Annotated in this window: 13 protein-coding genes; 9 read left to right on the top strand and 4 right to left on the bottom strand. The window is 72.3% G+C overall.

Annotation, left to right across the window (positions count from 1 at the left end; translation table 11 throughout):
- The first annotated feature begins 32 nt into the window (after positions 1-32).
- The 3 genes from ACI2K4_RS08920 (at position 33) to ACI2K4_RS08910 (ending at position 2,486) form a co-directional block, all read left to right on the top strand.
- On the top strand, positions 33-890 hold the full coding sequence (locus ACI2K4_RS08920; RefSeq protein ID WP_404509862.1) for a spermidine synthase: 858 nt from the start codon (positions 33-35) through the stop codon (positions 888-890).
- 130 nt (positions 891-1,020) lie between these two features.
- The gene (locus ACI2K4_RS08915) at positions 1,021-1,713 is read left to right on the top strand and encodes a sigma-70 family RNA polymerase sigma factor (protein WP_404509861.1); all 693 of its coding nucleotides are present in this window, start codon (positions 1,021-1,023) and stop codon (positions 1,711-1,713) included.
- Complete coding sequence (locus ACI2K4_RS08910; RefSeq protein ID WP_404509860.1) at positions 1,710-2,486, top strand: anti-sigma factor family protein; 777 nt, start codon at positions 1,710-1,712, stop codon at positions 2,484-2,486. Before ACI2K4_RS08915 ends, ACI2K4_RS08910 begins: the two co-directional genes overlap by 4 nt.
- Here ACI2K4_RS08910 and ACI2K4_RS08905 read toward each other — a convergent pair.
- Positions 2,470-3,384: a helix-turn-helix transcriptional regulator gene (locus ACI2K4_RS08905; RefSeq protein WP_404509859.1), complete on the bottom strand. Its 915-nt coding sequence runs from the start codon at positions 3,382-3,384 to the stop codon at positions 2,470-2,472. The genes ACI2K4_RS08910 and ACI2K4_RS08905 overlap by 17 nt on opposite strands.
- Before the next feature lie 103 nt (positions 3,385-3,487).
- Here ACI2K4_RS08905 and ACI2K4_RS08900 point away from each other — a divergent pair, with 103 nt between their 5' ends.
- Positions 3,488-4,234, top strand: coding sequence for an SDR family oxidoreductase (locus tag ACI2K4_RS08900; protein ID WP_404509858.1), 747 nt, complete (start codon positions 3,488-3,490; stop codon positions 4,232-4,234).
- Between the two features lie 29 nt (positions 4,235-4,263).
- Here ACI2K4_RS08900 and ACI2K4_RS08895 read toward each other — a convergent pair whose 3' ends face one another.
- Positions 4,264-4,671, bottom strand: coding sequence for a hypothetical protein (locus ACI2K4_RS08895; protein WP_404509856.1), 408 nt, complete (start codon positions 4,669-4,671; stop codon positions 4,264-4,266).
- Positions 4,672-4,879: 208 nt separating this feature from the next.
- Between ACI2K4_RS08895 and ACI2K4_RS08890 the strand changes: the two genes are divergently transcribed.
- Entirely contained in the window at positions 4,880-5,539 is a 660-nt protein-coding gene (locus ACI2K4_RS08890) for a hypothetical protein (protein ID WP_404510308.1), read from the top strand.
- 111 nt (positions 5,540-5,650) lie between these two features.
- Here the strand turns inward: ACI2K4_RS08890 and ACI2K4_RS08885 are convergent, their stop codons facing one another.
- Together ACI2K4_RS08885 and ACI2K4_RS08880 are read right to left on the bottom strand one after the other, a co-directional pair.
- Positions 5,651-6,970, bottom strand: a complete 1,320-nt coding sequence (locus ACI2K4_RS08885; RefSeq protein WP_404509855.1) for an NAD(P)/FAD-dependent oxidoreductase — start codon at positions 6,968-6,970, stop codon at positions 5,651-5,653.
- Positions 6,967-7,911 carry a ferric reductase-like transmembrane domain-containing protein gene (locus tag ACI2K4_RS08880; RefSeq protein WP_404509853.1) on the bottom strand — a complete coding sequence of 315 codons (945 nt, stop codon included), beginning with the start codon at positions 7,909-7,911 and terminating at the stop codon, positions 6,967-6,969. The genes ACI2K4_RS08885 and ACI2K4_RS08880 overlap by 4 nt, the downstream gene beginning before the upstream one ends.
- A gap of 312 nt (positions 7,912-8,223) precedes the next feature.
- Here ACI2K4_RS08880 and ACI2K4_RS08875 point away from each other — a divergent pair, with 312 nt between their 5' ends.
- The 4 genes from ACI2K4_RS08875 to ACI2K4_RS08860 all read left to right on the top strand — a co-directional run bounded on the left by ACI2K4_RS08875 (position 8,224) and on the right by ACI2K4_RS08860 (position 12,575).
- Positions 8,224-9,177 (top strand): DUF4142 domain-containing protein, encoded by a 954-nt coding sequence (locus tag ACI2K4_RS08875; RefSeq protein ID WP_404509851.1) that lies wholly within the window; start codon positions 8,224-8,226, stop codon positions 9,175-9,177.
- Between the two features lie 28 nt (positions 9,178-9,205).
- Positions 9,206-10,231: a Pecanex-like protein 1 gene (locus ACI2K4_RS08870; RefSeq protein ID WP_404509850.1), complete on the top strand. Its 1,026-nt coding sequence runs from the start codon at positions 9,206-9,208 to the stop codon at positions 10,229-10,231.
- Between the two features lie 298 nt (positions 10,232-10,529).
- Positions 10,530-11,447: a DNA-3-methyladenine glycosylase family protein gene (locus ACI2K4_RS08865; RefSeq protein WP_404509849.1), complete on the top strand. Its 918-nt coding sequence runs from the start codon at positions 10,530-10,532 to the stop codon at positions 11,445-11,447.
- Positions 11,448-11,465: 18 nt separating this feature from the next.
- Positions 11,466-12,575 carry an ATP-dependent DNA ligase gene (locus ACI2K4_RS08860; protein WP_404509848.1) on the top strand — a complete coding sequence of 370 codons (1,110 nt, stop codon included), beginning with the start codon at positions 11,466-11,468 and terminating at the stop codon, positions 12,573-12,575.
- Positions 12,576-12,610 lie beyond the last annotated feature (35 nt).

The following is a 12,610-nucleotide window of genomic DNA, read 5'->3' as shown; positions in this document are numbered from 1 at the left end:
GGGGCGGTGGCGGGACGGCGATACTGGGCGGCATGGCACGTAAACGGGGTCCGGACCGGCTCGCCGTACGGGTCGACACCGGCCTCGCCGAACTGGTGCCCGACCCGGACCGGCCACGCGGGTTCACCCTGAAACTGGACGGCGCCCCGCAGTCGCACGTCGACCTGGACGACCCGACCCACCTGGAGTTCGAGTACGTCCGCCGGATGGCCGCCGCGATCGACCTGACCGCCCCGGCCGGGCAGCCGCTGCGGGCACTGCATCTCGGCGGCGGCGCGCTGACCCTGCCCCGGTACGTGGCGCAAACCCGACCCGGCTCGACCCAACGGGTGGTCGAGATCGACGCCGCCCTGGTCGAGCTGGTCCGGCGCGAGCTGCCCTGGCCGCCCCAGGCCCGGCTGCGGGTGCGGGTGGCCGACGCCCGGGAGGCGCTGAGCGGATCGGCGGACGACTCCTTCGACCTGGTTGTCGCGGACGTCTTCGCCGGTGCCCGCACCCCGGCCCGGCTGACCTCGGTCGAATTCGCCGAGGAGGTCGCCCGGGTGCTCCGGCCGGGCGGCACCTACCTGGTCAACATCGCCGACGGGCCGCCGCTGCGGCACGCCCGGGCGCAGGTCGCCACGGTCCGCTCGGTGTTGCCGCTGGCCTGCCTGGTCGCCGACGCGGCGGTGCTGCGCGGCCGGCGGTACGGCAACCTCGTGCTGGTCGCCGGTCGGGTGCCGCCACCGGTGGCCGAGCTGACCCGGCGGGCGGCCGGTGACTGGTTCCCCGGCCGCGTCCTCGCCGACGACGAGCTGGACCGCTTCGCTGGTGGCGCGCGGGTGGTGGTCGACGCCACAGCGACCGGCTCCGCCCCACCCCCGGCCGGTACGTTCGGCGTCGCCGGGTGATCCACGCCACAGCGGAGCGGGTGATTCCGCTCTCGCCGGGGGCCGATCAGGATCCGTACGAAACTCGTTGATCCGATGCCGCCCGCGATCCGTACCTCCCGTTGCCCGTTGACGGGAAGCGGAGGGGTGAATGCGTACGGTGACCGAGGAACGGCCTGCCGACCTGGTCCGGGCGGACTGGGTACGCGCGCCCCGGCCAACGCGGAATATTGAAGCCGGGGGCGGTATCGACGCGCGAAACGCGGCCCGCAATGATGGGCGCGTGACGCCACGATCGGCTACCGGCCGCCACCAATCCGGATCAGCCGAGGCCAACCGTTCGGACGATTTGGTTCGGCACCTGTACGAGCAGCATGCGGGCCCTTTGCTGATGTTCGTGCTCCGCCTCACCGGCGGGGACCGGCAACGGGCCGAGGATGTCGTACAGGAGACGCTGCTCCGCGCCTGGCGCAACGCGCACCGGCTGGGTGCCCAGGGACAGACCTCCCTGCGGCCCTGGCTGGTGACCGTCGCCCGACGAATCGTCATCGACGAACATCGCAGCGGTCAGGCCCGGCCAGCGGAAACCTATGACCGAGATCTGGAGACCTTTTCCGAAGCCGACGAAACCGAGCGGGTGCTACGCCTGATGACGGTTACCGACGCACTCCGCACACTGAGCGACTCGCACCGGGAAATCCTGGTCGCGACCTATTTCCGGGGCCGTACGGTGCCGGAAGCCGCCGAGGAGTTGGGGCTGCCACTGGGCACCGCCAAGTCCCGGGTCTACTACGCGCTACGCGCCCTGCGGACCGCGCTGCAACAGCGGGGGGTGACCGAATGAGCCGGTCCGACCACTTCGACGTCGCCTCGTACGCGCTCGGCGTGCTCGACGAAGAGGACACCATCCGGTTCGAGGAGCACCTGGCGGACTGCTGGGCCTGCGCCGGGGAACTGGAGTCGATGCTGCCGGTGGTCGACCTGCTGGCCGAGGTCGACGGCGACGACCTGGCGGTGATGGAACGCTCCACCGCCGACGACCAGCTTGTCACCCGGGCGCTGAACGTGGTCAGCCTGGACCGGCGCCGGGCCCGCAAGCAGCGGATCCTCAGCCTGGCCGCGGGTGTGGTGGTGGTGGCCCTGCTGAGCGGGCTCTCCCTGGTCGCCGGGGCGAGCTGGTCCGGCAACCCGAGCACGCAGGCCCTGCCCACACCGTCGGGCTCGGCGACCGCCCCCGGCAACCCGCCCCTGACCGGCGGCGGCTTCGGCGGCCCCGAGATGGAGAACGCGGAGAAGCTGACGGTGACCGACAAGGACACCGGCGTACGGGCCGACCTGCTGCTGGACGGTCGGCCGTTCGGCACCCAGGTGTCGTTCGCGCTCAGCAACCTCACCGGTCCGCGTACCTGCCGGCTGGTGGTGCTGCGTCGCAACGGCGCCCCGGAGGTGCTGTCGAGCTGGACGGTGCCGCCGGACGGCTACGGCACCCCGGCGCACCCGGAACCGCTGCTGTTGCAGAGCACCACCTCGGCGCAGCGGGCCGACATCGACCGGATGCAGGTGCAGGCGGTCGACGCGAAGGGTACGGCGACCGCGCTGGTCACCGTACCGCTGTAACGGGTGACGCCGGTTCCGGTGCGCCGGAACCGGCAGCCCCGGTGGCGGGCTCGACGTGGGCGCCGAGCCGGCGGAACACCCCGTGGGTGGGCGAGCCGGGTTCGGCGACGTAGACGATCAGCCGCTGGTCGCTCTCGGCCAGGTGCAGCACCTGGCACTCGAACTCCAGTGGTCCGAACCCCGGATGTGTCACCCGCTTGACGATCCGCCGCCGCACCTCCACCTCGTGGTCCGCCCACCACCGGGCGAACCGGGGCGAGGTGCCGAGCAGTTCGGTGACCAGCTCCGCGATGCTCCGGTCCCCCGGGTAGCGGCCGTAGGCGGCCCGCAGGTCCGCGACCGAGCTGCGGGCGAACCGGAGCGCGTCCGGGTCGTCCCAGTGCCGGTCGCCGTCGGGCCGGCGGAACATCCAACGGATCATGTTCCGGTCCGACGCCGGTACGGTCGACAGGTCACCGACGAAGTGGACCGCCGACCGGTTCCAGGCCAGCACGTCGTACTTGGCGTCGACCACGTACGCGGGGGTCTCGACCATCGCGTCGATCAGGTGACGCACTCCGGGGGCCACCTGCCGGCTGGGGCCGGGCACCGCGGGCGTGCTCTCGCCCGCCAACCGGAACAGGTACTCCCGCTCGTCGCGGTCGAGCATCAGCGCGCGGGCCAACGCCGTCAGCACCTGCCGGGACGGGTGCGGTCCCCGGCGCTGCTCCAGCCGGATGTAGTAGTCGATCGACATGCCGGCGAGCTGGGCCACCTCCTGGCGGCGCAGCCCCGGGGTGCGGCGGCGGACGCCGTCGGGCAGTCCCACGTCGGCCGGGCGCAGCCGGGACCGCCGGCTGCGCAGGAAGGCCGCCAGCTCGTCGCGCCGCAGCCCGGCACCGGCCTCCGTCGCACTCATCAGCCAAGGGTGCCTCATCCGCCGACCGGGTGGGTGGTACCGGCGGTACCAGCCTCGGCCGGTCTCTCCCGGCCCGGCGTGGCCGGCGCCACTCTCTTGTCCCATGACCAACACCACCATCGCCCTGGTCACCGGGGCAACCAAGGGAATCGGCCTGGCCACCGCCCGGCGACTCGGCGCGCTCGGCCGCACCGTCCTGGTCGGGGCCCGGGACCCGGAGCGGGGACGGGCGGCCGAGCGGGCACTGCGCGAGGGCGGCGCCGACGCGCACGCCGTACCGCTGGACGTCACCGACGAGGAGTCGGTGGCGAGGGCCGCGAAGCTGGTCGAGGAGCGCTACGGCCGGCTCGACGTACTGGTGAACAACGCCGGGATCGCCCGGGGTGACGGGACCGGGCGGCCGAGCGAGACCCGGCTGGCGACCCTGCGGGAGGTGTACGAGACCAACGTCTTCGGCGTCGTCGCGGTCACCAACGCGCTGCTGCCGCTGCTGCTGTCCGCCCCATCGGCCCGGATCGTCAACGTCAGCAGCGAGGTCGGCTCGATCGGCATCATGACCGACCCGGCGCACCCGCTGTTCCCGGTCGCCTCGGTGGCGTACCCGTCGTCGAAGACGGCGCTGAACATGGTCACCGCGATGTACGCCAAGGAGCTCCGGGACAGCCCGGTCAAGGTGAACGGGGCCAATCCCGGCTACTGTGCGACCGACCTGAACCACCACAACGGCTTCCGTACGCCGGAGCAGGGCGCCGAGGTGAGCGTGCACCTGGCCACCCTGCCCGACGACGGTCCGACCGGGCTGTTCTGGGGTCACCTGGCGGACGGCTCGTACGGCGTCCTGCCCTGGTAGTCGGGGTGCCAACCACCCGGTAGGCGGGATCAGGCGCGACCGGCGGGTGCCCGACGCTGTTTCGGCACCTGCCGGTTGAAGCACGGGTGCAGGGCCACGACCAGGGCGTCCTTCGTACCCCCCGGGTTGTCGATCTCCTGCCAGCGGACCGTGCAGCGGCCGAGCCAGCCGGCGATGTCGGCGGCCGCCGCCGCACTGCCGGGCGTGTCGAGGAGCTGGCCGACCTGGTCGTGCAGGACCGACGATCCCCGGTTGCCGGTCAGGTGCTGCCGCAGCCGGCGTCGCAGGTTGCCCGTCCACCCGACGTAGACCACCGTGCCGGCGTCGAGAACCACGTGCACCCCCGGTGAGCTGGGAGCATCTGCGACGGCGTCGATGGTGTACGGCTGGGCGGCGGTGAAGCCGGCCAGGAGGTCGCGGGGCGCGGTAACGGGCATGCACGGACGCTACCGATCCGACCCCGTCCCTGGTAACCCCACCCACCCCCCGAGGCGGCAGCCACTTCCCCCCGGCCGGGTACGGGAAATCGGCGCGAACAGTTCAACGACTTACTGTGAAATTGTCCACGGTGAATCACTCATCCGCTCGGCCGAACCCGCCGTACTTCCCGGTGACCTGCCAAGCTGAGGAGGACACGTGGCACTGATGAAGCGAACCGTCACCGTGGCGAGCACGCTGGCCGCAATGACCGCGATCGCCGCACTGACGGCTTGCGCCCCGGCCGGCTACGACGCCAGCCAGGCCACCGACACCGAGCCGGTGGCAAATGCCGAGGCCGCGGCCGCCGCCGCGAGCCCGACCCCGGAGCCCTCCGAGTCCGCCGCGGCGAAACCGCCGTCGAATGTTCCTCTCACCACGCAGCTCATCGCCAAGGATGTCGCCAAGATGGGTTCGGTGGTCACCGACCAGAAGGGCTGGATCCTCTACCGGTTCGACAAGGACTCGGCCAACCCGCCGACCACGAACTGCAACGGCGACTGCGCCCGGGTCTGGCCGCCCGCGATCACCGACGGCAACACCGAACTGACCGGCGTCTCGGACGAGAAGGTCGGCGAGGTGACCCGCGAGGACGGCACCCGGCAGATCACGCTGGGCGGCTGGCCGCTCTACCGCTACGTCGGTGACCTGAAGCCGGGCCAGTGGAAGGGCCAGGGCGTCGGTGGCACCTGGTTCGTCGTCGCCCCCGACGGCAAGAAGAACCTGAGCTGCCTGCCCGAGGGCACCCCGAAGGCCGTTGCCCCGCCGCCGCTGGAGGGCGAGGCCGGTGCCGCCGAGAACACCGGCGGCGACGCGTACTCGTACTGACCGTGTGGCCCCCGACGCGGCGGCCGACCGTTGCCGTACTGGGCGCGGCCGGCCGTCGCCGGGGGCATTGTCAGGTCGACGGATCTCTCGTGGCCGACGGGCGGCCGGCGGTCAGCTCGCCTCGGCGAGCCGTCGGGCAGCCGGCCTGGCGGTGCCAACGGCGGGAGCCGGGACCGGGGCGGTCGCGGTGACCGCCACGGGAGCGGGCGCGGCCAGGGTGACCGGGGCGGCGAGCATGGACCGGGTGATGGAGGTGAAGGCATGCGGCGCGTTGACCGCGACCAGACCGACGAGTCGACCCTCGTCGTGGTAGCCGACCAGCACGCCGGCCCGGGCCGCGTCGCGGCGACCGGGCCGCATCTCGGTGACCATCACCTCGGCGTACGACGGCAGTTCACCGCAGACCTGAACGCGCAGACCGTACTGGTCGGACCAGAATCTCGGCACCAGGGTCACCGGTGGGATCTCGCGCTCCCCGGCGAGCAGGGTGTGCGCGGCCGCGCGGCCCTGCTCCAGTGCGGCGATCCAGTGTCCACACCGGCGCGGCCGGTGGGAGTAGCGGAGGTTCGGCCAGCGGGCGACGGTGCCGGCGGCGACCACACCCTCGACACCGAGCACCCGGAGACTCTCGTCGCAGCGCACCCCGTCGCTGATGTCGATCCCGGTGCCGTCGAGCCAGTCGACGTCGGGTCGCTCGCCGGTGGTCGTCACGACCAGGTCGGCGAGGACCTCGTCACCGTCGTCGAGCTCCACCAGCCAGCCCCGGCGACGCCGGTTCAGCCCGGTGACCCGGCGGCCGAGTCGCAACTGGACCCCGTCGCGGGCCACCTCCCTGGTGACCATCCGGCCGACGGTCTCGCCGACCGCGTTGGCGAGGACGTACGGCATCGAGTCGACCAGTACGCAGTCACGGGCCAGGGTGCGGATGGCGGACGCCACCTCGCAACCGGTCAGCCCGGCCCCGATCACCACCACCCGTTGGGCGTCGCGCAGGGCACCGCGCAGCGCCCACGCGTCGGCGATGGTGCGCAGGGTGTGCAGTCCGGCTTCGCCGACCGGCCAGCCCCGGGGCAGCGCGGCGCGGGCGCCGCTGGCGATCACCAGCCCGTCGTAACGGAAGCGCTCGCCGGTGTCGGTGCTGACCACCCGGTCGTCCGGGTCCAGGTGCACCGCCCGGCGGCCGAGATGCCAGGTGATGTCGGCGCCGTCCAGCACCGGCATGCGCACGTCAGCGGGGCGCCGGTGTCCGGTGAGCAGCCCCTTCGAACAGGCCGGGCGGTCGTACGGGGCACCCGGTTCGTCGCCGATCACGCGTACCTCGCCCCGGAAACCGGCCCGGCGCAGTTCCTCGGCGGCGGCCACCCCGGCCCGGCCCGCACCGACCACCACGACCCGGTCGTACGCGGAGCGGACGGCGCGTCGCCGCCTCACGGTGCACCGTCGCGGCGGTGCACCCCCGTGCCACTGCCCGAGGGTACGGAGCGGGGAGCCGGTCGGGGCCGGGGACGCCGACCGACCCGGGTGGACCGGCGGTCGTCCTCGGGATCGGTGTCCGGGTCGAGATCGAGGTCGACCGGGAGTGGGGTGAGCACGGTGGTCGGCACCCGGTTGAGGGTAATCGCCCGTGCGGGGCAGACCTCGACCGCTCGGATCACCGCGTTGGTCTGGTCCGCCGGCACCATGGCCTTGTACGCGAGCCGGCCGTCGCCGCGCAGCGTGAACACGTCCGGCGCCTCGTGCTCGCAGAAGCCGAACCGGGCGCACCGGTTGGCGTCCACGTTCACCGTGATCTCCTGCCCGCGTCGCCGGGAGGCGAACCGGTCGCCGAGGTCACGGCGCAGGTCGCCGATCCACGGTGTGGTCGTGATCCAGAGCGCCACAGTGGACAGCCAGGCCACCAGTACGCTGCCCCAGACGACGGGTGGCCCGACATCCGAGCCGGAGATCAGCACGTGTGCGACGAGCAGCATGAAGGCCACGTACGTCAACGCGTGCAACGCCCGCCACCGCGCGTATCCCAACCGACGTTGGATCAGTACGGAGAGGGTCGTGGCGAGCATCAGCTCCAGCGCGACGACGCCGACCCCGATGCCGATCGGATCGGTGGGGTTGAGGAAGGGGATGAACTGGTCCACCAGCCGAACCGGACCGCCGGGCGAGGCGAGTTGGGCGAAACCGTGCACCAGCGCGAGGCAGAGTCCGAGCAGGGCGATGGTGGAGTGCGTGGCGTGAGCGGTCGAGTGCCGGATGCGGGTGAGCGCCCAGCCGTTGCGGAGGACCAGGCCGGACAGCACCGCGAGCCAGAGCAGGAAGAATGAAATAAATCCCACGGTCGCGGCGATGAGATGCACGCTTTCCTGCGCACTGCGCACGTCTGCGGTCCTCCTATTCCAGATGACACCAGCCCAGCGCCACGGGTCTATACCATTCTGGGCTACCAGCCAGTATGGTGACCCGGGCGCAAAAGTCAAGGCGACCCTGACCAACGTTGTGGCCTGGGCATTGAACCGCGCCCATCGGCCGAACGGATGATGTCCCCGGTTGACCGTCGCCAACATAAGTTCCTGTTAAGTAAGACCTAAGAATTCCGTATCTTGTTGACCCCGGATTGACGGCCGGACAATACGATCCGTACGGTTTCCGGGCAGTCGAAGATTTGTTGATTGTCAGGGGGAGGTGAGCCCATGTTGACCGCACTGCCACGCCGGCGACGCGGGCCGAACTGGCCGGTGGCGTTGACCACCGGAATTGCCGGCGCCCTGCTCGGCGGGGTGCTCGGCGCCCCGGTGGCGGCCACCGCCGCTCCGCTCGGCGGCCAGCCGGCGCAGGCCCGGCCAGCCCAGGTCCAACCGGTACGAGCGGCCCAGCCGATGCAGCAGCCGCCCCGGGCGGTGCCGCCGGCACTGGCCCTGGGTCCGGTGGTCGCCCACCCGACGGGTGGCCCGGTCAGCACCGCGGTGCCGAATCCGCTGCTGGAGATGCCGGCCAAGCCGTCCGCCGCCGGACCCGTCGGCCCGGCCGACCGGGACCTGTTGGTCAAGGTCAAGCTGGCCGGGCTCTGGGAGATGCCGGCCAGCGACATGGCGGTGGCCAAGGGCTCGTCCCCGAAGGTCAAGGAGGTCGGCGGCAAGATCGGCCCCCAGCACATGGCACTGGACGAGCTGGTGGAAAGGGCCGCGGCGAAGCTCGGCGTGCCCCTGCCGACCGAGCCGACCCCCGAGCAGAAGGGCTGGCTCGCGGAGATGCAGCGGGCCACCGGCCCGCAGTTCGACCTGGTCTTCGTGGAACGGCTGCGGGCCGCCCACGGCAAGATCTTCCCGGCGATCGGCGCCGTCCGCGCCGGTACCCGTAACGGGGTGGTCCAGGAACTCGCCGCGCAGGCGAACGCGTTCGTACTCACCCACATCACCCTGTTGGAAAGCACCGGGCTGGTCGACTACGAGCGGCTCCCGCTGCCACCGGCCCCCGCCCCCGCCGACGCGGCGGCAGCCGTCGTGGGCGGCAAGGGCTCGCTTCTCAGCAGCGTCGACACCCGCGCCGCCACCGGCGGCATCAACCCGACCGTCGTCTGGCTCGTGCTGCTGGCCGCGCTCATCGCCGGTGCCTACAGCATGGTCCGCCTGATCCGCCCCCGCTGATCAACCCTCTAAGGAAGAGGTGCTCCACGTGAACGACACCCCTGCCCGCAGCACTCGGCAACGCGGGAAGATCCGTCCGCCGCGCCGTACCCGGCTCATCGCCGTACTCTCCACCCTGGTCGTCTTCGGCGGCATCGTCGCGGTCACCCAGATCTCCTCGGCGGGCACGAACGGCTGGCGCAACCGGGGCAGCAACTGGTGCCCCCCGGCGACATCCCCGGCGAAGCCGCCGACGCCCGCGCCGGCCTCGCCCGGTGCGAGCGCACCGGCGGCCACCCTGGCGCCCGGCAGCGCGGCCCCGACCGGCGGCGCGCCGAACCCGTCCAACACGGCGGCGGCGTACCACGACCACGGCTCGATCCAGCACCCCGGCGACGGGCAGGAGCCGCTGATCGCCGGATCGCAGAACCGGCAGCAGGACCGCAACCGGGGTCGCAACTGCACCCCCAGCCCCGGTGCGCCGACCAGCGCTCCCCCGGTCGGCAACCCGGCCAACCCCGGGGCCCCGCTGGAGATCCTCGGCAACAGCTGCGAGCAGAGCCAGAAGCAGCCGCACGACGGCTTCCAGAACGGTGACCGCTGCGTCAGCACCGAGTTCGGTGAGGTCGCGACCGCCGAGGACAACCCGTCGCTGCTGATCACCAACGCCCCGCGTCGGGTCCGGGTGAACCAGTCGTTCACCATCCGGGTCAGCACCCGCAACCTGGTCCGGGACCGCTTCCTCGCGGCCGGTCAGGGCGGCTACTACAAGGAGAGCTCCTTCCTGACCGAGGAGGGCCTGGTACGCGGCCACTTCCACACCGCCTGCCGGATGCTCACCAGCGACCGGAGCGCTCCGGACCCGGCGCCGGTGCCGGCGTTCTTCGTCGCCACCGAGGACGGCAAGGGCGGCGCGCGGGCCGACGAGGTCACGGTGACCGTGCCGGGTCTGCCGGCCGCCGGTGAGGCACAGTGCGCCTCGTGGGCCGGTGACGGTTCGCACCGGGTGCCGATGATGCAGCGGGCCAACCAGATCCCCGCCTTCGACGTGGTCCGGGTCACCGTCACCCGCTGACCGTCGACGGGTGACGGGTAACAACTTCCCGGAGCAGGTGGGCACACCACCAACCACCCCTCCACGGCCGGTGTGCCATCAGGTCCCCAACCAATCCCCACGGCTGGCCCGCGACCGAGCGGACGGACAGGAAGGACGGCCCCTACAACTGCCAGGTCAGCCGACCTGCTCCGGGTAGGACAGGCACCGGGACGCGCACGGGCGTCCCGGTGCCCTCCCGTTTACGTACCCTCTTTTCCCAGGTCACAGCGGTCTGCCCCGGGCGCCGTCGGCCGCTCGCCCGTGGCAGAGTGTCCGGGTGACCGAGACAGCGGCGGCGACGCGGACGCTCCGTCCACCGGACGGATACCGGCTCGCCGCCTCGGTCGGCCTGCTCGCGATGGGCAACCATGATCCGTGTGCCCGCTTTGTCGACGGCACGTTCTGGTGGGCCACCCGTACCCCGTCCGGGCCGGCGACGCTGGCGCTGCGGCGTACCGGTGGGGATCTGGTCGCCACCGGCTACGGACCCGGCGCCGAATGGGTGCTGGAGCGGGCCGACGCGGTCGCCGGACTCCGGGACGACCTGACCGGCTTCGCGGCCCTCGCCGCCGGCCACCCGGTGGTGGCCGAACTGGCCCACACCCACCGTGGCCTGCGGATTCCCGCCACCGGGCAGGTCTGGCCGAGACTGCTGCGGGCGATCCTCGAACAGAAGGTCACCGGCAAGGAGGCGTTCCGAGGTTACGCGGCCACGGTCCGACACTTCGGCACCCGTGCCCCGGGACCGGTGCCGACGCTTTGGGCACCACCGGAGCCGGCCGAGGTGGCGGCGGCGCCGTACTGGGTGTTCCACCCGTTCGGGGTGGAACAGCGCCGGGCCGACACGCTGCGCCGGGCGGCGACGGTGGCGGACCGGTTGGAGCGGTGCGCCGACTCGGCCGAGGCGACCCGACGGCTGACCGCCGTCGTCGGCATCGGACCGTGGACCGCCGCCGAGGTGGTCCGGATCGGGTACGGCGACGCCGACGCGGTGAGCGTCGGTGACTACCACATCCCGAACACGGTGAGCTGGGCGCTGGCCGGGCAGGCGCGCGGGGACGACGCCCGGATGCTCGAACTGCTGGAACCCTTCCGGGGCCACCGTGGCCGGGTCTGCCTGCTGCTGGCCACCGCCGGTATCCATGCCCCACGCTTCGGTCCCCGCATGCCGATCCGCTCCTTCGCCCGCTTCTGAGTCTGGTTGACTGGGCGGGTGGAGCTGCCGATCAACCCACCGGTCGAGCCGATGCTGGCCAAGAGCGTGCCCCGGATCCCCACCGCCGCCGGCATGAGTTACGAGCCGAAGTGGGACGGGTTCCGGTGCATCGTGTTCCGGGACGGTGACGAGGTCGAGTTGGCCAGCCGGGGCGGCAAGACCCTGACCCGTTACTTCCCCGAGGTGGTCGAGCAGGCCCGCCGGCAGTTGCCGGCGCGCTGCGCGGTCGACGGCGAGCTGGTCGTGATCCGGCGGGACGGACCGGACGGCGCACCCCGGCTCGATTTCGAACTGCTCAGCCAGCGGATCCACCCGGCCGCCTCGCGGGTGGCCATGCTGGCCGAGACCACCCCGGCCGACCTGGTCGCGTTCGACCTGCTCGCACTCGACGACGTGTCCCTGGTCGAGTTGCCGTACGCGGACCGCCGGTCCCGGCTGGAGGCGGCACTGGCCGGCGTCGAGCCGCCGGTGCACGTCACCCCGAGCACCGCCGATCCGGAGGTCGCCGGACGCTGGTTCGAGATCTTCGAGGGTGCCGGTCTGGACGGGCTGATCGCCAAGCCCGCCGAGATCAGGTACGAGCCGGGCAAGCGGCTGATGTTCAAGATCAAACATGCCCGTACGGCGGACGTGGTGGTGGCCGGGTTCCGCTGGCACAAGTCGGGTCCGGTGGTGGGTTCGCTGCTGCTCGGGCTCTACGACGACAACGGCGTACTGCACCACGTCGGGGTCTCCGCCTCGTTCACCGCCGCCCGCCGGGCCGAACTGCTCGAAGAGCTGGCGCCCTACCGGGGCGAACCGGAGGGGCACCCGTGGGTGCACGGCGATCCGACCCCGGGCCAGCGCCTGCCCGGCGGGCCGAGTCGCTGGACCGGAACAAAGAGCCTGGAATGGGAGCCGCTCCGCCCCGACCTGGTGGCCGAGGTGGGCTACGACGCGATGGAGGGGGACAGGTTCCGGCACACCGCGCAGTTCGTCCGCTGGCGGCCGGACCGGGACCCCCGGTCCTGCGGGTACGAGCAGCTCGACCGGCCGATCCGGTTCGACGTCGACCAGGTGCTCGGTGGCGACCCGGCGGCAACCGGGCGGGCGGAGCCGACCGCGTAGCCTGGCGACACCGACAGATCGATCGGGAGGTCTCT

The sequence above is a fragment of the Micromonospora sp. NPDC050397 genome (genome assembly GCF_044901685.1).
Taxonomy (GTDB): domain Bacteria; phylum Actinomycetota; class Actinomycetes; order Mycobacteriales; family Micromonosporaceae; genus Micromonospora_G.
The sequence above is the reverse complement of the archived record's forward strand: the minus strand, read 5'-3'. Positions and strand labels throughout refer to the sequence as shown.

Coding starts and splice junctions, on each gene's coding strand:
- ACI2K4_RS08920 (WP_404509862.1), top strand. CDS start 33: ATGGCACGTAAACGGGGTCCGGACCGGCTCGCCGTACGGGTCGACACC.
- ACI2K4_RS08915 (WP_404509861.1), top strand. CDS start 1,021: ATGCGTACGGTGACCGAGGAACGGCCTGCCGACCTGGTCCGGGCGGAC.
- ACI2K4_RS08910 (WP_404509860.1), top strand. CDS start 1,710: ATGAGCCGGTCCGACCACTTCGACGTCGCCTCGTACGCGCTCGGCGTG.
- ACI2K4_RS08905 (WP_404509859.1), bottom strand. CDS start 3,384: ATGAGTGCGACGGAGGCCGGTGCCGGGCTGCGGCGCGACGAGCTGGCG.
- ACI2K4_RS08900 (WP_404509858.1), top strand. CDS start 3,488: ATGACCAACACCACCATCGCCCTGGTCACCGGGGCAACCAAGGGAATC.
- ACI2K4_RS08895 (WP_404509856.1), bottom strand. CDS start 4,671: ATGCCCGTTACCGCGCCCCGCGACCTCCTGGCCGGCTTCACCGCCGCC.
- ACI2K4_RS08890 (WP_404510308.1), top strand. CDS start 4,880: ATGAAGCGAACCGTCACCGTGGCGAGCACGCTGGCCGCAATGACCGCG.
- ACI2K4_RS08875 (WP_404509851.1), top strand. CDS start 8,224: ATGTTGACCGCACTGCCACGCCGGCGACGCGGGCCGAACTGGCCGGTG.